Origin of the sequence: Streptomyces sp. ITFR-6 (assembly GCF_031844725.1) — a bacterium.
In the GTDB taxonomy this organism is placed as follows: Bacteria; Actinomycetota; Actinomycetes; order Streptomycetales; family Streptomycetaceae; genus Streptomyces.
This window is the reverse complement of record NZ_CP134612.1, coordinates 4,216,705-4,239,992: the sequence shown is the minus strand read 5'-3', so window position 1 is coordinate 4,239,992 and position 23,288 is coordinate 4,216,705. Positions and strand designations below refer to the sequence as shown.

19 protein-coding genes and 4 pseudogenes are annotated in these 23,288 nt (G+C 70.7%); 14 read left to right on the top strand and 9 right to left on the bottom strand.

All coding sequences use genetic code 11. The annotated features are described in order from the left end of the window. From RLT59_RS19215 to RLT59_RS19205, 3 genes and pseudogenes are all read left to right on the top strand, one after another. Window positions 1-1,341, top strand: a complete 1,341-nt coding sequence (locus RLT59_RS19215; protein ID WP_311304534.1) for a sulfate adenylyltransferase subunit CysN — start codon at window positions 1-3, stop codon at window positions 1,339-1,341. A 1-nt stretch (window position 1,342) separates the two neighbouring features. Continuing rightward, a pseudogene (locus tag RLT59_RS19210) lies at window positions 1,343-2,106 on the top strand (ABC transporter ATP-binding protein). Further along, window positions 2,093-2,770, top strand: coding sequence for an ABC transporter permease (locus tag RLT59_RS19205; protein WP_311304533.1), 678 nt, complete (start codon window positions 2,093-2,095; stop codon window positions 2,768-2,770). Before RLT59_RS19210 ends, RLT59_RS19205 begins: the two are co-directional and overlap by 14 nt. A gap of 25 nt (window positions 2,771-2,795) precedes the next feature. Here RLT59_RS19205 and RLT59_RS19200 read toward each other — a convergent pair whose 3' ends face one another. Next, on the bottom strand, window positions 2,796-3,236 hold the full coding sequence (locus RLT59_RS19200) for an SseB family protein (RefSeq protein WP_018522179.1): 441 nt from the start codon (window positions 3,234-3,236) through the stop codon (window positions 2,796-2,798). 164 nt (window positions 3,237-3,400) lie between these two features. Here RLT59_RS19200 and RLT59_RS19195 point away from each other — a divergent pair, with 164 nt between their 5' ends. From RLT59_RS19195 to RLT59_RS19170, 6 genes and pseudogenes are all read left to right on the top strand, one after another. Next, a complete protein-coding gene (locus RLT59_RS19195) occupies window positions 3,401-5,227 on the top strand; it encodes an acyl-CoA dehydrogenase (protein WP_311304532.1) in 1,827 nt (608 codons plus the stop codon). A gap of 208 nt (window positions 5,228-5,435) precedes the next feature. After that, window positions 5,436-6,107, top strand: coding sequence for a hypothetical protein (locus tag RLT59_RS19190; protein ID WP_311304531.1), 672 nt, complete (start codon window positions 5,436-5,438; stop codon window positions 6,105-6,107). 60 nt (window positions 6,108-6,167) lie between these two features. Continuing rightward, entirely contained in the window at window positions 6,168-7,466 is a 1,299-nt protein-coding gene (locus RLT59_RS19185) for a M18 family aminopeptidase (protein ID WP_311304530.1), read from the top strand. Window positions 7,467-7,565: 99 nt separating this feature from the next. Continuing rightward, a complete protein-coding gene (locus RLT59_RS19180; protein ID WP_073733335.1) occupies window positions 7,566-7,784 on the top strand; it encodes a DUF6458 family protein in 219 nt (72 codons plus the stop codon). A 123-nt stretch (window positions 7,785-7,907) separates the two neighbouring features. Further along, a pseudogene (locus RLT59_RS19175) lies at window positions 7,908-10,723 on the top strand (BTAD domain-containing putative transcriptional regulator). Window positions 10,724-10,899: 176 nt separating this feature from the next. Next, window positions 10,900-11,616, top strand: coding sequence for a DUF4232 domain-containing protein (locus RLT59_RS19170; RefSeq protein ID WP_311304529.1), 717 nt, complete (start codon window positions 10,900-10,902; stop codon window positions 11,614-11,616). 42 nt (window positions 11,617-11,658) lie between these two features. Here RLT59_RS19170 and RLT59_RS19165 read toward each other — a convergent pair whose 3' ends face one another. From RLT59_RS19165 to RLT59_RS19145, 5 genes and pseudogenes are all read right to left on the bottom strand, one after another. Next, the gene (locus tag RLT59_RS19165; RefSeq protein ID WP_311304528.1) at window positions 11,659-13,467 is read right to left on the bottom strand and encodes an NHL domain-containing thioredoxin family protein; all 1,809 of its coding nucleotides are present in this window, start codon (window positions 13,465-13,467) and stop codon (window positions 11,659-11,661) included. 130 nt (window positions 13,468-13,597) lie between these two features. Continuing rightward, window positions 13,598-13,816, bottom strand: coding sequence for a hypothetical protein (locus RLT59_RS19160; protein WP_311304527.1), 219 nt, complete (start codon window positions 13,814-13,816; stop codon window positions 13,598-13,600). A 423-nt stretch (window positions 13,817-14,239) separates the two neighbouring features. Next, window positions 14,240-15,445, bottom strand: a complete 1,206-nt coding sequence (locus RLT59_RS19155; RefSeq protein WP_399126925.1) for an IS256 family transposase — start codon at window positions 15,443-15,445, stop codon at window positions 14,240-14,242. A 138-nt stretch (window positions 15,446-15,583) separates the two neighbouring features. Continuing rightward, window positions 15,584-16,177 (bottom strand): annotated as a pseudogene (locus tag RLT59_RS19150) (hypothetical protein); the annotation flags it as partial. Then, complete coding sequence (locus RLT59_RS19145) at window positions 16,167-16,583, bottom strand: SseB family protein (RefSeq protein WP_311304526.1); 417 nt, start codon at window positions 16,581-16,583, stop codon at window positions 16,167-16,169. The pseudogene RLT59_RS19150 and the gene RLT59_RS19145, both read right to left, overlap by 11 nt. Window positions 16,584-16,731: 148 nt before the next feature. Here RLT59_RS19145 and RLT59_RS19140 point away from each other — a divergent pair. Then, window positions 16,732-16,894 (top strand): annotated as a pseudogene (locus RLT59_RS19140) (ISAzo13 family transposase); the annotation flags it as partial. A gap of 54 nt (window positions 16,895-16,948) precedes the next feature. Beyond that, window positions 16,949-17,440 carry an LURP-one-related/scramblase family protein gene (locus RLT59_RS19135; protein WP_311304525.1) on the top strand — a complete coding sequence of 164 codons (492 nt, stop codon included), beginning with the start codon at window positions 16,949-16,951 and terminating at the stop codon, window positions 17,438-17,440. A gap of 84 nt (window positions 17,441-17,524) precedes the next feature. Here RLT59_RS19135 and RLT59_RS19130 read toward each other — a convergent pair whose 3' ends face one another. Next, on the bottom strand, window positions 17,525-18,325 hold the full coding sequence (locus tag RLT59_RS19130) for a carbon-nitrogen family hydrolase (protein WP_311304524.1): 801 nt from the start codon (window positions 18,323-18,325) through the stop codon (window positions 17,525-17,527). Window positions 18,326-18,510: 185 nt separating this feature from the next. Here RLT59_RS19130 and RLT59_RS19125 point away from each other — a divergent pair, with 185 nt between their 5' ends. After that, window positions 18,511-19,335 carry a maleylpyruvate isomerase family mycothiol-dependent enzyme gene (locus tag RLT59_RS19125; protein WP_311304523.1) on the top strand — a complete coding sequence of 275 codons (825 nt, stop codon included), beginning with the start codon at window positions 18,511-18,513 and terminating at the stop codon, window positions 19,333-19,335. Between the two features lie 61 nt (window positions 19,336-19,396). Here the strand turns inward: RLT59_RS19125 and RLT59_RS19120 are convergent, their stop codons facing one another. Continuing rightward, window positions 19,397-20,707 carry an MFS transporter gene (locus RLT59_RS19120; protein ID WP_311304522.1) on the bottom strand — a complete coding sequence of 437 codons (1,311 nt, stop codon included), beginning with the start codon at window positions 20,705-20,707 and terminating at the stop codon, window positions 19,397-19,399. Then, window positions 20,704-21,378, bottom strand: a complete 675-nt coding sequence (locus RLT59_RS19115) for a GntR family transcriptional regulator (protein WP_311304521.1) — start codon at window positions 21,376-21,378, stop codon at window positions 20,704-20,706. Before RLT59_RS19115 ends, RLT59_RS19120 begins: the two co-directional genes overlap by 4 nt. A gap of 244 nt (window positions 21,379-21,622) precedes the next feature. Between RLT59_RS19115 and RLT59_RS19110 the strand changes: the two genes are divergently transcribed. Beyond that, complete coding sequence (locus RLT59_RS19110) at window positions 21,623-22,141, top strand: hypothetical protein (RefSeq protein ID WP_311304520.1); 519 nt, start codon at window positions 21,623-21,625, stop codon at window positions 22,139-22,141. A gap of 188 nt (window positions 22,142-22,329) precedes the next feature. Continuing rightward, on the top strand, window positions 22,330-23,229 hold the full coding sequence (locus RLT59_RS19105) for a D-alanyl-D-alanine carboxypeptidase family protein (protein WP_311304519.1): 900 nt from the start codon (window positions 22,330-22,332) through the stop codon (window positions 23,227-23,229). Window positions 23,230-23,288: the final 59 nt, after the last annotated feature.

Here is a 23,288-nt window from a genome sequence, read left to right as displayed (position 1 = left end):
ATGACCACACCCACCCAGTCGGCCGAGCGGCTGCCGGCCACCACCCTGCTGCGGTTCGCCACCGCCGGGTCCGTGGACGACGGCAAGTCCACCCTCGTGGGACGGCTCCTCCACGACTCCAAGTCGGTCCTCACCGACCAGCTGGAGGCGGTCGAGGACGCGTCCCGCAAACGCGGCCAGGAAGCACCCGACCTGGCACTGCTGACCGACGGACTGCGCGCCGAGCGCGAACAGGGCATCACCATCGACGTCGCCTACCGCTACTTCGCCACGCCCCGGCGCCGGTTCATCCTGGCCGACACCCCGGGCCATGTGCAGTACACCCGCAACATGGTCACGGGCGCCTCCACCGCCGAGCTGACGGTGATTCTGGTCGACGCCCGCCACGGCGTGGTCGAGCAGACCCGCCGGCACGCGGCGCTGACCGCGCTGCTGCGGGTCCCGCACGTGGTCCTCGCGGTCGACAAGATGGACCTGGTCGACTACGCGGAGCCGGTGTTCGCCGCCATCGCCGGGGAGTTCTCCGCCTACGCGGCCTCGCTCGGCATCCCCGCGGTCACCGCGATCCCGATCTCCGCGCTGGCCGGCGACAACGTCGTGGAGCCGTCCTCCCACATGGACTGGTACGGCGGCCCGACCGTTCTGGAGCACCTGGAGACGGTCCCGGTCAGCCACGACCTCACCGGCTGCCACGCCCGCTTCCCCGTCCAGTACGTGATCCGGCCCCAGACGGCCGAGCACCCCGACTACCGGGGCTACGCCGGCCGGATCGAGGCAGGGGCCTTCCGGGTGGGCGACGCGGTCACCGTGCTGCCGTCCGGCCGCACCTCGGCCGTCTCCGGGATCGACCTGCCGGGCCGGGCCGTGCACACGGCGCGGGCGCCGCAGTCGGTCACCCTCCTGCTGGCGGACGACATCGACATCTCGCGCGGCGACCTCATCGTGCCGAGCGCCGACGCGCCCCCCACCACCCAGGACGTCGAGGCGACCGTCTGCCACGTCGCGGACCGGCCGCTCACCGTCGGCCAGCGGGTCCTGATCAAGCACACCACCCGCACCGTCAAGGCGATAGTCAAGGACATTCCGTCCCGCCTCACCCTGGACGACCTCTCCCAGCACCCGGCCCCCGGACAGCTCGTCGCCAACGACATCGGCCGCGTCGTCGTACGCACCGCCGAGCCGCTCGCGCTCGACCCGTACGTCCGCTCCCGGACGACCGGCTCGTTCCTGCTGATCGACCCCGCCGACGGAACCACGCTCACCGCCGGGATGGCGGGCGGCTCCTTCGCCGCCGGGGCAGCCGACGCCCCCGAACCCGACGACGCGGGCTGGGACTTCTGAGGTGACGAGGCACACCACCGCGGCCGTCGAGGTCTGCGGCGTCACGAAGGAGTACGGCACGGGCGCGGCCCGTCGCGTCGTGCTGGAGGACGTCGAACTGCGGCTCGCGAAGGGCGAGTTCGTGTGCGTCGTCGGTTCCTCCGGTTCGGGCAAGTCGACCCTGCTCCACCTGGTCGCCGGGCTGGAGACGGCGAGCGCGGGGAGGATCTCCGTCACGGGCGGGCGTCCCGCCGTGATGTTCCAGGACCACGCCCTGTTCCCGTGGCTCACGGCGGGCCGGAACATCGAACTGGCGCTCCGTCTCGCGGGCGTCTCCCCGGCGGCCCCCCGCCGCGACCGGGCCCGGCGCCTCCTCGCCCTGGTGGGGCTCCCCGGGAGCTACGGGCAGCGGGTGCACGAGCTGTCCGGAGGCATGCGCCAGCGGGTCGCCCTGGCCCGCGCCCTGGCACAGGGCGCGGACGTCCTGCTGATGGACGAGCCGTTCGCGGCGCTCGACACCGTGACCCGGAGGACGCTGCACGGCGAGCTCGTCCGCGTCTGCGCGGAACAGGGGCAACGGTGCTCTTCGTGACCCACGACGTGAGGGAGGCCGTGGCGCTGGGGGACCGCGTGGTGCTGATGGCGCCGGACCCCGGCCGGGTGGTGGCCGAGTGGTCCGTCGGCCCCCGCTCCGCGCGAGGCGCCGACACCCCGGGGGCGGCCCGTCTCGTCGACGAGATCACGGCCCGACTCGGCGAGGAGGCCGACCGCCGTGCACGCTGTTGAGAGCCCGGCCCGCCCGGCAGGCGCGCTGTCCGGCGGGCGCTTTTGCCGAGGCCCCCGCACAGGCGCCCGCCGAGCCCGCGCCGGAGCACGGCTGAGGCGCTCCGCGGCCCGCACCGGACCGGTCCTGAGGCGCCTCGCGGCCCGCACCGGGCCGGGCTGCTCCGCGGTCCTGCTGGTGGTGGGTGTCTGGCAGCTGGTTCACCTGCTCGGCCTGTCGCCGGTGCTGCCCGCACCGGCGGCGGTCCTGCGCGACCTGTCCGACGCCTGGTCCGCGGGGACGCTCGGCCCCGGACTGCTGCACAGCCTGGGCCGCTGCCTCGCGGGGTTCGCGGCGTCCGCGGCGGCGGGGGTGCCCCTCGGTCTGCTGATGCACCGGTTCCGGTCCGTGCGGGTGCCCCTCGCCCCGACGCTGAGTGCCTTCCAGTCACTGCCGGCGGCGGTCCTGGTGCCCATCGCGGTGATCTGCCTCGGCACCTCGCAGGCGGCGGTGTACCTGGTGGTGCTCCTCGGCGCCGTTCCCTCGGTGGCGACCGGGGTCCTCAGCGCGCTGGACCAGGTGCCGCCGCTCCTGGTGCGGGCGAGCCGGACGATGGGGGCGACGGGAGCGGCCGGGGTGCGCCACGTCCTGCGGGCACGCGGCCTGCCCGTCGCACCGGAGCGGTGAGCCCTGCGGGAGACGTACGGCTCTCTCAGCCGTACATCCGGCGCATCGCGAAGTCGACCATCTGCTCCACCGCCTTGGCGTCGAAGACCATGCGGTGCTCGCCCTCCATGTCCAGGACGAAGCCGTAGCCGGTGGGCAGCAGGTCGATCACCTCGGCACCCGTGATCACGAAGTACTTGGACTCCTTGCCCGCGTAGAGCCGCAGCTCCTTGAGCGTGGTGAACATCGGGATGACGGGCTGCTGGGTGTTGTGCAGCGCGAGGAAGCCCGGGTTGTCACCGCGCGGGCAGTAGACCTTCGACGTCGCGAAGATCTGCTGGAAGTCCTCCGCGGCCAGCGAGCCGGTCGTGAAGGCCCGTACCGCGTCGCCCAGCGAGGGCGGCGAGGGTTCGGGATACAGCGGCTGCTCGCCGTAGCCGCCACCCATCGGCTGCTGTGCGCCCTGATTCTGGTCGTAGCCGTACATGGGACAAAGAGTAATCGGACACATCTCCACCTTGAGAGGTTGCGTCTTATTACTGACGGGTAGCATCATGGTACGGGGTCAGCTGACAACGACCTCATCCGCGAGTCCGGGCCACCCCTCCACGGGGCGCTGCGCGCCACTGCTATTGATTACGGAGCCTTCCCATGGGGCACTACAAGTCGAATCTCCGCGACATCGAGTTCAACCTCTTCGAGGTCCTCGGGCGCGACAAGGTGTACGGCACCGGACCGTTCGCGGAGATGGACGTCGAGACCGCGAAGAGCATCCTCGACGAGGTCACCCGCCTCGCGGAGAACGAGCTCGCCGACTCCTACGCCGACGCCGACCGCAACCCGCCGGTCTTCGACCCGGAGACCAACACCGCGCCGGTCCCGGACACCTTCAAGAAGTCGTACCAGGCGTTCATGGACTCCGAGTACTGGCGCCTGGGCCTCCCCGAGGAGATCGGCGGCACCACCTCCCCGCGCTCCCTGATCTGGGGTTACGCGGAGCTGCTGCTCGGCGCCAACCCGGCCGTGTGGATGTACTCCTCCGGTCCGGCCTTCGCCGGCATCCTCTTCGACGAGGGCAACGACGCGCAGAAGAAGATCGCCGAGATCGCCGTCGAGAAGCAGTGGGGCTCGACGATGGTGCTGACCGAGCCGGACGCCGGTTCCGACGTCGGCGCGGGCCGCACGAAGGCCGTCGAGCAGGAGGACGGCTCCTGGCACATCGAGGGTGTGAAGCGCTTCATCACCTCGGGCGAGCACGACATGTCCGAGAACATCATCCACTACGTGCTGGCCCGCCCCGAGGGCGCGGGACCGGGCACCAAGGGCCTCTCGCTCTTCATGGTCCCGAAGTTCCACTTCGACTGGACCACCGGCGAGCTGGCCGAGCGCAACGGCGTGTACGCGACGAACGTCGAGCACAAGATGGGCCTCAAGGCGTCCAACACCTGCGAGATGACGTTCGGCGACCAGCACCCCGCCAAGGGCTGGCTGATCGGTGACAAGCACGACGGCATCCGCCAGATGTTCCGCATCATCGAGTTCGCCCGCATGATGGTCGGCACGAAGGCCATCGCGGCACTCTCGACCGGTTACCTCAACGCGCTGGAGTACGCCAAGGAGCGCGTCCAGGGCACCGACCTGTCGCAGTTCATGGACAAGACGGCCCCCAAGGTCACCATCACGCACCACCCCGACGTGCGCCGCTCGCTCATGACGCAGAAGGCCTACGCCGAGGGCATGCGCTCCCTGGTGCTCTACACCGCCTCCGTCCAGGACGCGATCCAGGAGAAGGAGTCCGCGGGCGAGGACGCGAAGGCGCTGCACGGCCTCAACGACCTGCTCCTCCCGATCGTGAAGGGCTACGGCTCGGAGAAGTCGTACGAGCAGCTGGCCCAGTCGCTCCAGACCTTCGGCGGCTCCGGGTACCTCCAGGAGTACCCGATCGAGCAGTACATCCGTGACGCCAAGATCGACACGCTGTACGAGGGCACGACGGCCATCCAGGGCCAGGACTTCTTCTTCCGGAAGATCGTCCGCGACCAGGGCGCCTCGCTCAACGCGCTCTCCGAGGAGATCAAGAAGTTCCTCGCGGGCGCCCAGGGCAACGAGGAGCTGGCCGGTTCGCTGGACCACCTCGCCAAGGCCGCCGTGGACCTGGAGGCGATCGTCGGCACGATGATCACCGACCTCACCGCGACCGGCGAGGACGTGAAGAACATCTACAAGGTGGGCCTCAACACCACCCGCCTGCTGCTGGCCTCCGGCGATGTCGTCGTCGGCTACCTGCTGCTCAAGGGCGCGGCCGTGGCCGCCGAGAAGCTGCAGACCGCCTCCGCCAAGGACCTCGCCTTCTACCAGGGCAAGATCGCCGCCGCGAAGTTCTTCGCCGCGAACGTCCTGCCCGGCGTCGGCGCCGAGCGCGCACTCGCCGAGTCCGTCGACAACTCCCTGATGGAGCTGGACGAGGCCGCGTTCTAGGCACCACCGCTCAAGATCGCCAACACGCACCGTCACCCGGACGCGCTTCCGGGTGACGGTGCTGTCGTACGGGCCTCCACCACGACCGGCTCAAGCTCTCCGTTCCGTACGACATCGATATCGATCTGACGGCGATCGACACGCTCCAGGAGCCGCTGTCCGTGCCCTTCCCTATGATCGGAGCCGGTTCCGAGGGGGAGGTCGGCGCATGAGTCGTCCGGGCAAGCGGTGGTACGTACGGGGCGCGGCGGTCGGGGCGGTGGCGCTGCTCCTCGCGGGCTGCGGTGGCGGCGATGGCGGGGGCGACGCCTCGAAGGCGCTGGGCAGGGCGGAGCTGCTGTCGGTGCTGCCGGACGCGAAGGCGCTGCCGGGCTGGCGGACCGTGGCGGAGCCGGAGGCGCAGAAGCCGGTGGCCGACTACCCGCCGCCGGTCTGCCAGGTGCCCGACAAGAAGAAGCGGCAGGCCACCTGCGGGGAGATCACGTTCTGGGGCATCTCCTCGTTCGTCCGCAAGCCCGACGTGACCTCGCTGAACTTCTGGACCCTCGCCTACAAGGACGAGAAGACGGCCGACGCCGCCTATGACGCGCTGAACGCGTACTACGGCGGGGACAGGGTCGGGGAGGGCGCGAAACCGGTCGAGATAGGTGAGCCGGGGGCGGAGCGCGAGGCCAACCGGGCCGGGACGGGCACCATGGGCGGCCCCGCCACCATCACCCAGCTCCGGGTCGGCACCCTCGTGCTGGGCATCAGCACCGGGACCCAGGGCAAATCGGCCGTACCCGACGCGGAGGTCAAGGCCCTCGCCGCCATGGTCGCGGACCGGGCCCAGCAGGCACAGGACGGCAAGAAGCCGTCCGCCGCGGTGACCGGACGATAGCGGTGCGTCACCGGGGGCAACGGTGAAACCTCCCGCTCCTGCCTGGTTAAGGTGAAGAACATGAGTTCTTCCCTCCGCTTCGACCGCGGGCACACCGACGATCTGATGGCCTTCCTGATGGACTGCCCCTCCCCGTACCACGCCGTGGCGACCGCCGCGTCGAGGCTGGAGAAGGCCGGTTTCCGGCAGGTCGAGGAGACGGCGGCCTGGGACGGGTCCAGCGGCGGGAAGTACGTGCTGCGCGGCGGCGCGATCGTGGCCTGGTACGTGCCGGAGGGCGCGCAGGCCCACACCCCGTTCCGGATCGCGGGCGCGCACACCGACTCCCCGAACCTGCGCGTGAAGCCGCTGCCCGACACGGGCGCCCACGGCTGGCGGCAGGTCGCCGTGGAGGTCTACGGCGGCACGCTCCTCAACACCTGGCTGGACCGGGACCTCGGCCTCGCCGGGCGCATCTCGCTGCGTGACGGCACCCACCGGCTGGTCGACATCGACCGGCCGCTGCTGCGCGTCCCGCAGCTGGCCGTGCACCTGGACCGGTCGGCCAACCCCGACGGGCTCAAGCTCGACCGCCAGAAGCACATGCAGCCGATCTGGGGCCTGGGCGACGTGGCGGAGGGCGACCTCATCCGGTTCGTCGCACAGGAGGCGGAGGTCGACGCCGAGGACATCACCGGCTGGGACCTGATGCCGCACCCCGTCGAGGCGCCGTCCTACCTGGGCCGTGACCGCGAGCTGGTGGCCGGGCCCCGGATGGACAACCTGCTCTCGGTGCACGCGGCGGTCGCGGCGCTCGCCGCCGTCGCCGGACAGCCCGACGCGGAGATCCCGTACATCCCGGTGCTGGCCGCCTTCGACCACGAGGAGAACGGCTCGCAGTCCGACACGGGTGCGGACGGACCGCTGCTCGGCACGGTCCTGGAGCGCTCGGTGTTCGCCCGCGGCGGTACGTACGAGGACCGGGCCCGCGCCTTCGCCGGGACCGTCTGCCTCTCCTCCGACACCGGCCACGCGATCCACCCCAACTACGCCGAGCGGCACGACCCGACGCACCACCCGGTCGTCAACGGCGGACCGATCCTCAAGACCAACGTCAACATGCGGTACGCGACCGACGGCAGCGGCCGGGCCGTCTTCGCGGCCGCGTGCGAGCAGGCGGGCGTGCCGTGGCAGACGTTCGTCTCCAACAACTCGATGCCCTGCGGCACCACGATCGGGCCGATCACCGCCGCCCGGCACGGCATCCAGACCGTCGACATCGGCGTCGCCATCCTGTCGATGCACAGCGCCCGTGAGCTGTGCGGCGCCGACGACCCGCACCTGCTGGCGACCGCCCTGGCGTCGTTCCTGGCGGGCTGACCGAAACACCAACCCTCTTCTCGGACATGGTCGTTGCCGGGCCGGGTATCCGCTCGATACACGGCCCGGAGCTTCCGGGGCGTCGAGGAGGCGGAACTCATGGGACTCGGAGGATGCATCCTTCTCATCGGTGCAGGGGCGATACTCGCCTTCGCGACCGACTGGGAGATGGACAGCGTCAACGTCGACATGGTCGGCTGGATCATGATGATCGTCGGCATCATCGGCGTGTTCGTCTACGCGAGTGTCATGCGGCGCCGCCGCATGGTCGTACCCCCCACCACCACAGTGGTTTCCGAGGACGAACGCCACCTGTGACCCGGGCGGGTGCGCCCCGTGGACCGGGCGCACCCCCTCCCCGTCCCAGGGCGGCGCCGGATATTCTGGGGCCCTGTCCATGACCCGGCACCGGGCGCGTCACACCCGGAAGGGGAGCCGCTCGTGGAGTTCCGGCTGCTGGGCACCGTCTGCGTCGACACGCTGACGGGTCCGCTGCCACTCGGCCCCGCCAAACGCCGCAGCCTGCTCGCCGCGCTGCTGCTCCGCGCCAACACCCCGGTGTCCGTGGCCCGGTTGACGGGCTGTCTGTGGGACGACTCCCCGCCGCTGCACGCCCGTACGGTCATCCAGGGGCATGTGTCCCGGCTGCGCGCCCTGCTGACGGGCGCGGACGCGGAGGCCTACGGGGTCGAGCTGACCACGCTCGGGGACGCGTACGTGCTGCGGGTGCCGGAGACCCTGCTGGACTCCCAGCGGTTCGAGGAACTGCTGATGCTGGCCCGGGAGCAGCGCAGTCCGGCCGACAGCGTGCTGATGCTGAAGGAGGCCCTGTCCCTGTGGGAGGGGCCCGCGCTGACCGGTACGTTCCCCAGCGCACCGCTCCAGGCCGCCGCGCAGGCGCTGGAGGAGTCCCGGCTCACGACGGTCGAGCAACTGGCCCACGCCTACGCCGAGCTGGGCGAGCACCACCGGGCGGCGGCGGTGCTCCGGGACGAGGCCGTGGCCCATCCGATGCGGGAGTCCCTCGCCGCTGCCCTGATGTCGGCGCTGCACGGCTCCGGCGCCAGTCGGAGGCGCTGGACTGGTTCCACCGCACCCGGCGGCTGCTCGCGGACGAACTGGGCATCGACCCCGGCCGCGAGCTGGCGGACGCCTACGCCCCGATCCTGCGCGGCGACCCGCAACCGGAGCCGCAGCCGGACGGGCGCGGTGGTGCGAAGGGCGGTCCCGCCGGGGGGTCTGCTGTGGGGGTGCCTCCCGCTGGTGCGACGGCCGCAGGCGCGTCGGACCCAGGCGCGACGGCCGCAGGCGCACAGGGCGGCGTCCGGGGCGGCGAGCCCCACCCCGCCGATCTGCTGCCGCGCGCCCCACGGGGCTTCCAGGGCCGGGGAGCCGAGCTGGCCGCGCTCTCCCGGGCGGCGGCCGGCGAGGCGCCCGTCTGCCTGGTCACCGGACCGGCCGGGGTGGGCAAGACCGCGCTGGCCCTGCACTGGGCGCGCCGCGCACCCGCCGCGTTCCCGGACGGGCGGCTCTTCGCCGATCTGCGCGGGTTCGGTGAGACGGGGCAGCCGACGCCGCTGGAGGTGCTGCGGGAGTTCCTGCTGGCGCTCGGTGTCGCGCCCCGCCGGGTCCCGGAGTCCGTCCAGGGCGCCGCCGCGCTCTTCCGCTCGCTGACCGACCGGCGCAGCCTGCTCGTCGTCCTGGACAACGCCCGCGACTCGGCCCAGGTCAGGCCGTTGCTGCCGGGCGGCACCGACTGCGTCACGCTGGTCACCAGCAGGCACCGGCTGGACGGTCTCGTCGCCTCCGACGCCGCCCGCCCGGTGCCGCTGGACGTGCTCGGACCGCCGGACGGCACCGCGCTGCTGGCCGGGGTGCTGGGCGAGGAGCGGGTGCTCGCGGAACCGGTGGCGGCCCGTCGGCTGGCCGAGCTCTGCGGCGGACTGCCGCTCGCCCTGCGGGTCACGGCGGCCCGGCTGGCGGGCCGCCCGCACCGGACGCTCGCCGGGACGGCCGACGAACTGGCCGACGAGCGCAGCAGGCTGACCTATCTCGACGTGGAGGACACCGGGGTCTCCGCGGCGCTGCGGCTGACCGTGCAGCAGCTGCCGCCGGACGCCGTCCACCACTTCGCCCGGCTCGGCCACCACCCCGGCAGCCACTTCGACCGGTACACCGCCGCCGCCCTGGCCGGCAGCGATCCGGTCATCGCGGCGGCGGCGCTGGAGCGGCTCGCCGCCGCCCACCTGGTCAGCGAGACGAGCCCGGGACGCTGGGAGCTGCACGATCTGGTGCGCCTCTACGCACGGGGGATCGACCCCGAGTCCGGCCCCGACGCCCTGCTCGGTGTGCTCGACCACTGCATCGCGACCGCGCTGGCCGCCGCCGACACGGCCGAACCGGGCGGCGAGCCCTGCTTCGTCCTGCCGGAGGACTACCGCAGGCCCACTGCCGTAAGGGACTTCACCGACCGGGCCGAGGCGATGAGCTGGCTGGCCACCGAGCGCGAGGACCTGTCCCTGGCGGCCGCCGCCGCGCGCGGTGCCGGTCTCGACGACCGCGCCTGGCGGATCATCCTGCTCCAGTGGCCGCACGTGGTCTGGCGGGTCCGGGACGGCTGGGCCCCGGCCCTGGGGCTGGCGCTGGACGCGGCGGTCGCGCGGGACGACCCGTACGCCGAGTAGCGGGTGCGCAACCTGCTGGGCTGGGTGCTGTCGGAGGAGGGCAGGACCACGGAGGCCGCCGCACTGCTGGAGCCCTCGCCCGGTCTGGCGCGGCGGGCCGGGGACCGGCTGGGCGAGGCGACGGCACTGATCAACCTGGCGGTCGTCCAGGCGGAGCAGGGCGGTCTGGACGAGGCGCTGGAGGGCTGCGAGCGGGCCGTCGCGCTGGCCAGGCAGGAGCGCGACGCGCACACCGAGATGCTCGCCCTCCAGCACCTGACCCGGCTGTGGCTGGTGGCCGGGCGGCCGAAGGAAGCGCTGGACTGCGCCCGGACCGCGTTCGACCTGGGCCCCGAGCACGAGGAGGCCGCCCGTCGCGTCCTCCTGCTGACCGTCAGCGGCGAGGCGCACCTGGCCCTGGGCACGGAGGGCGAGGGCGTCCGGCTGCTGGACCTGGCGGCGGCGGAGGCGGAGCGCGCCGGGTACGACGAGGGCGCGGTGCGGGCGCTGGAGGCGCTGCTGCGGGTGGCCTCGGGGGCGGAGTACGTACGGCGGTACGAGCAGGCGGTGCGGCGGCTCGCCGACGACGGCTGAGCCCGGCGGCAGCGGGGGGTGCCGGGGTGCGGACCACGTCAGCGGGACGTTAGCCGCACGTCAGCGGGACGTGAGCGGTGCCCGGAAGACTCATGGCTGTCAGCATGCCGGGGCGACTCACCACCGCGCCCGGCTCTCGTCTCACCGTCACGCGTCACCACACTCGGGGGAAAACCATGTCTGCCTTCCGGACCCGCTACCGCGCCACCGCCCTGGCCGCCACGACCACAGCCGTACTCGCCCTGGCGCTCACCGCCTGCGGCGGCGGTGACAGCGGCACCGGCACCAGGTCGGAGGGCCCGGCGAACAACTCCGCACCGGTCTCCGCCACGAAGTCCGCCACCGGCTCCGGCTCCGCCGCCGCCAAGACCTCCGTGGCCGCGAAGGGCACCACCACCGGAGCCAAGGGCACCACCGGAGGCACCGGCAGCACCAGCGGCGGCGCGGCGAAGTCCGCCACCGGGTCCGCGAGCGCCCCGCTCTGCACCACCGAGGATGTCAGGATCAGTGCCGCCACCCAGGACGGCCCGCTCTACACGCACATCGTCCTGACGGCCAAGAACACCTCGGGCCACAGGTGCGAGATGAAGGGCTTCCCGGAGATCCAGTTCCTGGAGAGCCACAAGCAGAACATCCCGTCGGTCGCCAAGAGCAAGCCGGCCACCCGCATCGTGCTCGACGCGGGCGCACCGGCGTACGCGCTGGTGAAGCTGTCCAACGGCGGCGCCGACGAGGACGTGGAGCCCGTGACGGCGTTCGCCGTGTGGCTCCAGGGCGGCAGCGGCCAGGCCGCCGTGCGGGCACCCGGCGCCGAGGGCATCGCCGTCGACCCGGCGGTGTACCGGACCGGCTACTGGACGTACGAGCTGCGCAACGGCGCCGACGGCTTCTGAGCCGCCCGCCCCCGCGACCCGCCCCGTCCCCCGGTACGGCTGTCAGCCCTGCTCGTCCATCCCCGCGAGCACGAGCGGCAGCCGGGGCGTCCCCTCCGCGACCACGCGGACGGGGACGCCCCAGTCCTGCTGGTGGACATGGCAGGCCGGGTACTCGTTCGCGGGGTCGTCGTCGCAGGACGCGGCCATCGCGGAGACGTGCAGGACGCCCTCGGTGATCCCGTCCGCGACGACCAGATCGCGGAAGAGATCGGTGCCCGCTCCCTCGCCCCCGGCCAGCAGCTCCGGCGGGGTCGAGGAGACCAGCAGCCTGGTCGAGGGCCCGTACCGGGTGTCCAGCTTCTGACCGGCGGGCGCCTGGAAGACGACGTCGAGCCGGAGCGTGCCCGGTGCGATCTCGGTCGTGGCACGCTGGGTGCGGTGCGCCGAGTCCGCGACGCGTACCGCCTCCTCGGGCAGCCGCAGCCGGGTCAGCCGGTGCCGGGCGGACTCGACGACCACGAGATCGCCGTCCACCAGCACGGCGTCGCTGGGCTCGCGCAGATCCGTGGCGAGCGTGCTGACCTCACCGCTCGCCGGGTCGTAGCGGCGCAGGGCGTGGTTGTACGTGTCGCAGACGGCGACCGATCCGTCGGGCAGCGCGGTGACGCCCAGCGGGTGCTGGAACAGCGCCTGGTCCGCTGCCCCGTCGCGGTGGCCGAAGTCGAAGAGCCCGGTGCCGACGGCGGTGTGGACGGCACCCTCCAGGTCGACATAGCGCAGTGAGGACGTCTCCGAGTCCGCGACCCAGAGCCGCTCGGCGGTGGCGGCGAGCCCGGACGGCTGGGCGAACCAGGCCTCCGTCCCCGGACCGTCGACCAGCCCCTCGTTCGTCGTCCCGGCCGCGACCCGCACGGTGCCGTCCTCCGCGTCGTACGTCCACAGCTGGTGGACGCCCGCCATGGCGATCCAGAGCCTGCCGTCGAACCAGGCGACGTCCCACGGCGAGGAGAGGTCCACCTCACGCCCCGCACCACTGGTGGGCGCCCCCTGCCACCACTGGCGGCCGGTGCCCGCGAGGGTGGCGGTCGCACCGGTCGTGAGGTCGAGCGCGCGGATGGCGTGGTTCACCGTGTCCGCGACGGCGATCCGCCCGTCGGGCAGCACGGTCAGCCCCTGCGGCTCGCTGAACCGGACCTCCTCCGGCCCGCCATCGCTGAACCCGCGGTCGCCGGTGCCGAAGTGGCGCCGGACGGTCTCGCCGTCCGCCGCCAGCTCGACCAGCCGGTGGCGGGTGGTGTCGGAGACCAGGAAGCCGCCGTCGTCCAGCAGCAGCGCCTTGCCGGGGAACCGCAGATGCGTCGCCACCGGCTCGGGCGCCACATACGGACCGTCGCCGCGCCGCAGGGTGCCCTTCGCGGCGTGCTCGGTCTCCAGCTCCTCGACCAGCTTCTCGATGGCGTGCGCGTGGCCCTCACCCGCGTGCTGGGCGACGACATAGCCCTCGGGGTCCACCACGACGAGCGTCGGCCAGGCGCGTACGGCGTACTGCTTCCAGGTCGCCAGCTCGGGATCGTCGAGCACCGGGTGGTGCACCTCGTACCGCTCGACGGCGTCGACCACGGCCTGGTGCTCCGCCTCGTGGACGAACTTCGGCGAGTGAACGCCGATGATCACCACGGTGTCGCGGTGCTTCTCCTCCAGCTCGCGCAGCTCATCGAGGACATGCAGACAGTTCACACAGCAGAACGTCCAGAAATCCAGCACCAGTGTGCGACCTCGGAAGTCCGCAAGGGACAGCTCCTTGCCGCCTGTGTTGATCCAGGACCGTCCTTGCAGCTCAGGGGCGCGGACGCGGGCTCGCTTGCTCATGCGTCCAAGGGTGCCACTACCGGCGCTCTTCCCTCCGCGCGCCCTGCCCCGCCCCTGCTGCGGCGCGGGGGACCCACCCGACTCGGAGAGCAGCAGTGCTGGTCAGAGCCCCCTCGAACTCACCACCTGATCAGGATGAAAGAGGGTTTTCCCCATCCGGTCGCGAATCATTCCAGAACGGTTCACCCACCCGAACTCTGATTTGCCTTTTTTGTTCGTCGTGGAACGCCACTTCGACAGAGACTCTTGCTCCTACCCCAGGCAGGTCGAGCACCGGTGGATTGGGGTTGTACGAGGCAATGTCCAGGAATCCGATCGCTTCGGGAGCGCCGTCGAGCTCGATGAACACCCCGAACGGGCGTCGGATACGGACCACTCCGTGAGTCTTACTGCCCACCGGATGCCGGAGCTTTGCATTTCCCCATTCGTCTTCCATAACTACTTGTGCCATTTTCTGTAGTACGGATTCAGATCCTCCACGACAGTGTTCGGGATCGGGATCTCGGTCAAGGGCCCACTTTCGTAGGGGCACTCATATTGCCCAAAGCGAAGATTGTACTCCTCCAGAGGAATCCTGATCTCTATAACACCTTCACCATAATGCTGAGCATATACGTCTGCGAGTTTACGCTCCTTAGCGAAATACGCCTTTCCATCCATATAGGGGTCATGAGGTCCGCCCGGAAAATCTTCGGCTCGGTACCCCAACGCTTCCTGGATGGCACCTTGATCTGGGAGTGTCCAGTAAACGGCTGATCCAGTGTTGTTGGGGTCAGTAGGCAGCCGGGGTGAGCCGGCCTTCGAAGGCGATCTGGAAGGCGTTCAGGGGCGCCTTCCAGCGCATGGTCCAGCGCTTGCGGCCCTTGCCGGTCGGGTCCAGGGACATGAGCGCCATGTAGACGCACTTCATAGCCGCGGCCTCGTTGGGGAGGTGCCCGCGGGCTCGAACGGCCTTGCGGGTCCGCGCGTTCACGCTCTCGATCGCGTTGGCCGAGCAGATGACCTTGCGGATCTCGACGTCGAAGGAGAGGAAGGGGACGAACTCGGCCCAGGCGTTCTCCCGGAGCCGGATGACCGCCGGGTACTTCTTGCCCCAGGTTTCCTGGAACTCGCTGAACCGCTCGGTGGCCGCCGCTTCGTTCGGGGCCGTGTGGACGGGCCGGAGCGCCTTGGCGATCTTGTCCCAGTCCTGGCGGGCCGCGTGGCGGAAGCTGTTCCTCAGGAGATGAACTACGCAAGTCTGGACAATTGTCCGGGGCCAGACGGCTTCCACCGCTTCGGGCAGGCCCTTCAACCCGTCGCAGACCAGCATCAGGACGTCTTCCAGGCCCCGGTTCTTCAGGTCCGTGAACACGCTCAGCCAGTACTTCGCGCCCTCGCCGCCGTCACCGGCCCAGATCCCCAAGATGTCGCGGTGGCCCTCGGCGGTCACGGCCATGACGACGTAGACCGGGCGATTGGCGACGTGCCCGTCCCTGATCTTGATGTTGATGGCGTCCACGAACAGGACCGGATAGACGCGGTCCAGCGGGCGGCTGGCCCATTCCGCCATCCCGTCCATCACGCTGTCGGTGATGGTAGAGATGGTCGCCTTGGACACGCTCGCGCCATAGACCTCGGCCAGGTGCGCGGAGATCTCACCGTGCGTGAGCCCCTTCGCCGACAGCGACAGCACCATCTCGTCCACCCCGGTCAGGCGCCGCTGCCGCTTCTTGACAATGGCTGGCTCGAACGTGCCTGTCACGTCCCGGGGGACCTTCACCTCGACCGGACCGACGTCGGTCAGCACCGTCTTCGCCCGGCTCCCGTTCCTGCTGTTACCACTGCCCCGGCCTTCGGCATCGTGCTTCTCGTAACCGAGGTGATCGGTGATCTCGCCCTCCAGCGCGGACTCCAGGACCCGCTTGGTCAGCTGCTGAAGCAGCCTGCCCTCCCCAGTCAGCTGCAGCCCTTCCGAACGGGCCCGGCTCGCGAGCATCGCGACCAACTGCTCGTCGCTCGCCGACGCGGCCTCCGCAACCCCCGGCTCGCCGCCCGCTCTCTGCTCGATGGTGGTATCGCTCATCTGGCGTCTCCTTGACCATCGGATCCGCCGTTCATTGAACACTCCCGCGACTCGGTTGAACTGCTCGTCGGAGATACCGAGCGCACTGTTGAACATGTCGGACTGCCGCCCGCCATACCCCTCGGTGAGGACGGTGCGGCCGGTGTCCTTCCAGGTCTGGCCCATGTCCTGGCCGGCCTTCTCGAACGACTCCGGGCTGAAGTCCGGGTCCAGATAGTCCGGCGTGAAGATGTCGCCCCAGTCCTGCTTGGCGATCTCCTCCTCACTCGCATGCGGATTCCCGCCGAACACGGCATTCGCACCCACCTTGAGGGTGCCCGCGATGTACTGGTCGTTCTCCCACTGCGTACCCGCCACCAGCCCGAGCCGGTCCGCCAGCCCACTCGCATCGCGCACCAGGGCCCGCACCCCCCACTCCCACCGCTCGCAGAAGTCCTCGAAGTCCACCGACACCCCGTGGTGACCGGCTTCCATCCCCGTGATCGCCAACGACGAGAAACCCTTGCCCATCACCGAACCCGTCGCACCACCCAGATCACCCAACTCATCGATCGTCGAGTTCAGGCCCTTGGTGAACTTGGTGAACTTGGTGAACTTGGTGACCGACTCCTTGTCGAGATGCAGATCCGCCCCGTCACCGCTCAGCCCCCTCTTCACCCGCACCCCTATCGACGGCGACCGCGTCCGGAACGATCCCGGAGACCGGCGGGAAGAACATCGACCCGTCCTCGGTCGCGATATCCACCGCGAGGCCCGCGGGCTCACCCAGCGCGGGCACGATCTCATCCACGATCCGCGCACCCAACAGCGCCGCGTAATCAACCGGCTGGTCCCCCGGACCGTGGTGGAGAGCGAACCGGGCCAGCGCCGTCTCATCGGTGAACCCGCAGATCCACCGCACCCCACCCATCCGCACCGACCACAACCGCTCATCGGCCACCGGCACCAGAAGGACCGAACGCCGCATCTCACCCACCAACGCCCGCGGGTCACCAACACCGCTCCTGCGCTCCACAATCCGCTCCGCGAGCGCTGTTCCTGCCCGGCCCATGCTCCTCCCCCGTCCTCGGTGACTGAAGGCACCGTAGAACACGATGCCCGACAGAGTTGGCACAGTTCCCATTACGGCGCAGTTCGTTACCACCGAGGGGCCCGTCTCCCGGCCGGGATGCCCAGTTCCACTACATCAATGACCAGGTGACATCGTCGCGGACGCAGACTGGGTGTCGGTGGGTGCGATGGTGACACGTCCGCGTTCGCCGTCGCCACCCTGCGTCGTTGGTGGGAAGGCGAAGGCCAACACCGCTCACCTCCCGACTCTTGATCACCGCTGATGCCGGAGGTTCCAACGGATACCGGGTCAACATCACCGTGGCGTCCACGCATTCCACAGGTACCTCGGGGAACCTGTGAGCCATGAGACTTCTCGTGCGTGAGCGACTGTTCAGCATCGGCGACGACTACTGGATCGAGGACACGGACGGCCACAAGGTCTTCCTCGTCGACGGCAAGGCCATGCGGGTGCGCGACACCTTCGAGCTGAAGGACGCGCAGGGGCGGATCGTTGTCGAGATCAAGCAGAAGCTGCTGAGCCTGCGGGACACGATGCTCATCGAGCGGGACGGCGAGCAGCTCGCCAAGGTCAAGCGGAAGCACCTCTCGCTGCTGCGCAACCACTACCGGGTGACGTTGGTGGACGGCACCGAGCTGGACGTCAGCGGCAAGATCCTGGACCGCGAGTTCGCGGTCGATTACGACGGGGAGCTGCTGGCCCAGATCTCGCGCCGCTGGCTGTCCATCCGGGACACGTACGGGATCGACATCGTGCGGGACGACGCGGACGCGAGCCTGCTGATCGCGGTGGCGGTGTGCGTGATCGTGCTCGCGGAGAAGGATCACGAGGACTGAGCGGCGTAGCCCCATGTGGGCCGGTGGCTGTTTCACGTGAAACAGCCACCGGCACGAACAGGGCCCCGGTCAACAGGGCCCCGGCTATCCGGGGAAGACCGGCGGAGCGAGTCCCAGTCGGCGGTCCTTGAGGGCCGGGAACTGCTCCCTGGTGGTGGCCACCCGGGACGGGTCGAACTCCACGCTCAGCACTTCTTCGTCCGCGCCCGCCTCCGCGAGCACCTCGCCCCAGGGGTCGACGACGATGCTGTGCCCGGCCTGCGGGACTCCGGCGTGGGTACCGGCGCAGCCGACGGCCAGCACGTACGCCTGGTTCTCGACGGCCCGCGCCTGGGCGAGCAGCGTCCAGTGGGCGCGGCGGCGCTCGGGCCAGCCCGCCGCGACGACCAGGGTCTCGGCGCCCGCGTCGACCAGCCCGCGGAACATCTCCGGGAAGCGGAGGTCGTAGCAGGTGGCGAGGCCGATCGTGGTCTGCGGCAGGGCGAGCGTGACCAGCTCGTCCCCGGCGCCCATCATGACCGCCTCGCCCTTGTCGAAGCCGAAGCGGTGGATCTTGCGGTACGCGGCGGCCCGCTCGCCCTCGGGGGTGAAGACGAGCGTGGTGTTGTAGAGGGTGCCGTTGTCGGCCCGCTCGACGAAGGAGCCCGCGTGCAGCCAGACCCCGGCGTCGGCGGCGGCCTTGGACATCACCTCGTGCGTGGGGCCGAGCAGCGGTTCGGCCTCGGTCTCGAACACCGGGTAGGCGAAGGCTCCGACCGGCCAGAGTTCGGGCAGGACCACCAGATCCGCGCCCCGCTGGGCCGCGACCAGCGAAGCCGCCCGCTCCCTGCGCGCGTCGATGGATTCGTCCGGGTCTACTGCGATCTGGATGAGAGAGGCGCGCACACTACCACCGTCCTGGCATATGAGCCGTCAACACGGGCCTACGATCGTCACACGAAAGCACTGCCGGGGTGCCTGCTCGCAGCGTAACTTGGACCGACCGAACCTCATCGCAGCCCGCAGCCCGCAGCCCGCCGTCCGCGCCCAGTTCTCCAGCCCATGCACCGCAGAACCGCCCGAGGGGTCCCGTGACCGTCCATCCCAGCCTCCAGACCTACGCCGATGCCTGGACCCACTCCATCGAGTCGATAGCCGAGCTGGTGAGCCCACTCACCGAGGGGGAGTGGAACGGCCGTACTCCATGCCCCAACTGGTCGGTGCGCGACGTCGTGTCGCACATCATCGGCATGGAGTGTGAGCAGCTCGGTGACCCGCGCCCCATCCACACCCTGCCGCGCGATCTCTACCATGTGCAGAGCGACTTCGCCCGCTACATGGAGATGCAGGTCGATGTGCGGCGTCACCACACCGCACCGGAGATGACCTCCGAGCTGGAGTACACGATCATCCGGCGGTCCCGTCAGCTGCGTAACGAGACGCGTGATCCGGAGACCATGACGCGCGCGCCGCTCGGCGCCGAGCAGACCCTCGAACTGGCGCTGCGGATGCGCGCCTTCGACGTCTGGGTGCACGAGCAGGATCTGCGGACGACGCTGGGGAAGCCCGGCAACCTGGACTCCCCCGGTGCCGCGATCGTCCGGGACACGCTGCTGGCCGCGCTGCCGAAGGTGGTCGCCAAGGACGCGGGCGCACCGCCCAACTCGGCCGTCGTGCTGGATGTGCACGGTCCGGTGGAGTTCCTGCGGACCGTCCGGGTCGACGCGGAGGGCCGCGGCTCCGTGGACGGTGCGCCGTCACTGGGTCCCGCGGTGACGCTGGCGATGGACTGGGAGACGTACGTACGGCTGGCCTGCGGCCGGGTGCGGGCGAGCGCGGTCGCGGACGCCATCAAGACCGAGGGCGATCAGGAGCTGGCCGCCGCCATCCTGCGGAACTTCGCCGTCACCCCGTAGTCACGGCAATCGGCGCGCCCATCCCCACGAGGGGACGGGCGCGCCGCCGCCGTTTTCGCGGTCACACGGGTACGTGCACGGCTTCCACGCGGCTGATCACGTGGTGCTCGCGCTCCCGGTGCGCGGCCCTGAGCCTCAGCCGCAGGATCTGCGTGATGCCGAGGGCCTCCAGGACGAAGACCGAGGCGAACGCGATGCGGTAGTTGTCGCCGGTCGCGTCCAGCAGCACGCCGACCGCGAACAGCGTGGTCATCGACGCGATGAAGCCGCCCATGTTGACGATCCCCGACGCGGTGCCCTGGCGCTCCGGCGGGTTGGCCGGGCGGGCGAAGTCGAAGCCGATCATCGACGCGGGCCCACAGGCGCCGAGCACGACGCACAGCGTGACCAGCAGCCACATCGGCGCCTGGTCGCCGGGGTGCAGGATGGCCGCCGCCCACAGCAGCGCCGTCGCCGCGACCGTGCCCAGCGCGAGCGGGAGCCGGGCCGCGTGGTGCCGGGCGATGACCTGGCCGTAGACCAGGCCGACGGCCATGTTGGAGAGCACCACCAGGGTGAGCAGCTCCCCCGCCGTCCCCCGGCTCAGCCCCTGCGCCTCGACCAGGAACGGCATGCCCCACAGCAGCAGGAACACCATGGCCGGGAACTGCGTGGTGAAGTGCACCCACATCCCGAGCCGGGTGCCGGGCTCCCGCCAGGCGGCGGCGATCTGCTTGCGCACGTACGCCGCTCCGGCGTGCTCCGCGGGCGGCGGTTCGTGGCCCTCGGGGTGGTCCTTGAGGAAGAGCAGCAGCAGGACCAGCACCACGACCCCGGCGAGCGAGCTGCCGACGAAGGTGGTGGTCCAGCCGAAGCCGTGCAGCGAGCGGGCGATGACCAGTGTCGAGACGAGGTTGCCCGCCATCCCGAAGAGCGCGGCGACCTGGGCGATCATCGGGCCGCGCCGGGCCGGGAACCAGCGCGTCCCCAGCCGCAGCACGCTGATGAACGTCATCGCGTCGCCGCAGCCCAGCAGGGCGCGGGAGGCCAGCGCGGCACCGTACGACGGGGAGAGCGCGAAGCCGAGCTGACCGAGGGTGAACAGGACGGCGCCGATGGAGAGGACCTTCTTGGTGCCCAGCCGGTCCACCATCAGGCCCACGGGTATCTGCATGCCCGCGTAGACGAGCAGCTGGAGGATGGAGAAGGTGGAGAGCGCGGAGGCGTTGACGTGGAACCGGTCGGCGGCGTCGAGTCCGGCAACACCCAGGCTGGTGCGGAAGATGATGGCGACGAAGTAGACGGCCACCCCGATGCCCCAGACCCGGGCGGCACGCCGGCCGCCGGGCGGATCGCCGGGCAGGGAGAGGGTGGGAGAGGCGGCGGAGCTCACCGGTCCTCCCCCCTGACCAGCACCTTGACCCGGCTCACATGACGGCGCACGACCTGCGCGGCGCCGTCCGCGTCACCGGACCTGATCGCCTCCAGCAGCTCACCGTGCTCGGTGATGTTCGCGGCGATCCTGCCGGGGTGGGCCTCCATGACGGCGACGCCCATCCGCAGCTGCCGGTCCCGGAGCTGGCCGTAGAGGCGGGACAGGATCTCGTTGCCGGCGTGCCGGACGATCTCCGCGTGGAAACAGCGGTCCTTCACGGAGACGGCCGCCAGATCACCCGCCTCCGACATCTGCCGCTGTTCCTCAAGGAGCTCCTCCAGCCGGGCGATCAGCTTCGCCGAGGCGGGCACGGCCCGGCGCACGGCGAACTCCTCGACCAGCAGCCGGGTCTCCACGACGTCCGCGATCTCCTGCGCGGAGACGGCTAGCACCAGGGCGCCCTTCTTCGGGTAGAGCTTGATCAGCCCCTCCACCTCAAGGCGCAGCAGCGCCTCGCGCACGGGCGTCCGGGAGACCCCGACGGCATCCGCGAGATCGCCCTCGGTGAGGAGCGTCCCGCCCTCGTAACGGCGGTCCAGAACCGCTTCCTTGATATGGGTGTAGACGCGCTCGGCGGCGGGGGGCCGCTTCACGGGCGGACGGACGGGCGAGGAGGCTGGAGCAGGCATGCGCACAGCATAGATACAACATGGATGCGGACAACGGCGCGTCCGGATACTGGACCGCGCCGGGGCACACCCCGGTGCACGCCCGGCGAACGTGGGTACACGGAGGGCTTGGGGGCGCGGAGAGAGCGCCCCACAGGCCCCAGGGGTGGCGACCATGGCCGAGACCGGAACGGACACGGATACGGGCACGGGCACAGGCACAGGCACAGGCCGGTCCCGTAACCGGCGCTTACGGGACCGCCCGGTGCTCGCCGGAGCGGTGTACGCCGTCGCGATCGGCGTGACGGGGGGCCTGGCCGGAGCGGTCGCCGGACTGGGCTGGGAGAACCGGCCCGGCCTGGTCGTGGGAATCCTGATCGTCCTGGTCGTCGGTGTCAGCGCGACGGCGGGGGCGCTTTCCGGCCGGTCGACAGCGCGACAGGCCGGGATACCGCGCAAGAGCCTGCGCCCGCTCCTGCGGCGCATCCGGCACGTGGACATCCCCGACGACCCGCGGGAACGCGCGGAGACGGGGCGGCTGGTGGCCGTGCAGCGCGAGGCCCTGGAGCGGCCGAACCGGCACCGCCGGGTGTTCCGGGCCGTCGCGGCGGTGTTCGTACTGAGTGCGGTGTTCCAGTTCCTGGACGGTTCCCCCCTCTGGGGCCTGACGATGCTGGCGCTCGCCGCGCTGCAGCTCTGTCAGCCACTGCTCAGCCGCAAGGCGCTGGGGCGGCCCGACCGGGTGACAGCGGGACTCCGCGGCCGGGAGCAGGAGACGGCATGACCCCGGACCGCCGAGCGCGGCACCGGCCCGCACCACCCGCCGAGCGGCTGCCAGCCCCGCGCCGCGGACGGGTCCGGGCCGGAGAGTTCACCCCCTACTCCCTACAACCATTGATCCGTCCCATACGTCTCATCCAGCGCGCGGCAGTCTCATGTGCGCGCATACCAGGGGCATTTGGAGTGTTCGACTTGAATATCAAGATCAAGGGCATAAGGCGCGTATCGGCCACCGCCACGGTCGCCCTCACCGCAGGTGCCGTCATCGCGGGAGGCGCGTTCGCCTCCCAGGCCCAGGCCGCCGCGCCGAAGCCGCCGACGATCGTCGCCAAGGGCGGCTACGTGATGAACAACGGCACCGGGAAGTCCCTGTTCAGCAAGGCCGCGGACACCCGCCGCTCCACCGGCTCCACGACGAAGATCATGACCGCCCGGGTGGTGCTGGCCACGAAGGGCCTCAACCTGGACTCCAAGGTCACGATCCAGAAGGCGTACAGCGACTACATCGTCTCCAAGGGCGCGTCCTCGGCCCGCCTCATCGTGGGCGACAAGGTCACGGTCCGCCAGCTGCTGTACGGCCTGATGCTGCCGTCCGGCTGCGACGCCGCGTACGCCCTGGCCGACAAGTTCGGCTCGGGCTCCACGCGCGCGGCCCGGGTGAAGTCGTTCATCGGCAAGATGAACAGCACGGCCAAGACCCTCGGCCTGAAGAACACGCACTTCGACTCCTTCGACGGCATAGGGAACGGGTCCAACTACTCGACCCCGAAGGACCTCACGAAGATCGCGAGCAGCGCGATGAAGTACTCCACCTTCCGCAGCGTCGTCAAGACCAAGTCGACCAAGCAGAAGGTCACGACGAAGAGCGGTGGCTACCGCTACATGTCGTGGACCAACACCAACAAGCTGCTGGGCTCGTACAGCGGCGCGATCGGTGTGAAGACGGGCTCCGGCCCTTCGGCCAAGTACTGCCTGGTCTTCGCCGCGACCCGCAAGGGCAAGACGGTCATCGGCACGGTCCTGACGGCCACGTCCGAGTCCACCCGGACCGCGGACGCGAAGAAGCTCATGGACTACGGCTTCAAGAAGTAGCCCTGCCGGGTTCTGCCCGACGTCACGGAAGAGGGGCCCTGCGGCAGTCCGCGGGGCCC